This window comes from Natronorubrum sp. A-ect3, from assembly GCF_041821125.1.
GTDB lineage: Archaea > Halobacteriota > Halobacteria > Halobacteriales > Natrialbaceae > Natronorubrum > Natronorubrum bangense.
Genome location: NZ_JBGUBB010000027.1, coordinates 1 through 582 on the forward strand (window position 1 = coordinate 1; position 582 = coordinate 582).

Below are 582 nucleotides of genomic sequence, written 5' to 3' on the forward strand. Positions count from 1 at the left end.
CGGATGATCCCGTAGGTTGGCGTTCTGTTCGGGCGGAAGCACGGCCGAGAGGTCGTGTGGACCGTTCAGTAACGAAAATCCTGGTCATAGTAGCAGCGTTAGTCGGGTTAGAACCCCGACGGCCGAACGAGTAAGGGTTCCTCAGCAATGCTGATCAGCTGAGGGTTAGCCGGTCCTAAGTCAGCCCGTAAGTCGAAGCTGACAACAGGGAAATAGGTTAATATTCCTATGCCAGTGTGCACTCAAAGCCAACGCTTTGGGGCCGCCTGAGCTGGGCTTTCGCCCAGTCGAACTGTCAAAGTTCGTGGAAGCCGTAATGGCACGAAGCGAGCGAACGGCAGGATAGCGCAAGTCAGGTCAACCCAGAGCCCGTGAAAAGGCGAGCACACTGTCCGTACCGAGATCCGACACAGGTACTCGTGGCGGCGAAAGCCAAGGTCTGTCGGGAGCAACCGACGTTAGGGAATTCGGCAAGTTAGTCCCGTACGTTCGCAATAAGGGATGCCTGCCTCGCGAAGAGGCAGGTCGCAGTGACTCGGGCGCTCCGACTGTCTAGTAACAACATAGGTGACCGCAAATCCG

Annotated in this window: 1 rRNA gene; it reads left to right on the top strand. The window is 56.9% G+C overall.

Annotated elements, in window-relative coordinates:
* A 23S ribosomal RNA gene (locus tag ACERJA_RS20130) occupies window positions 1-582 on the top strand; the annotation flags it as partial.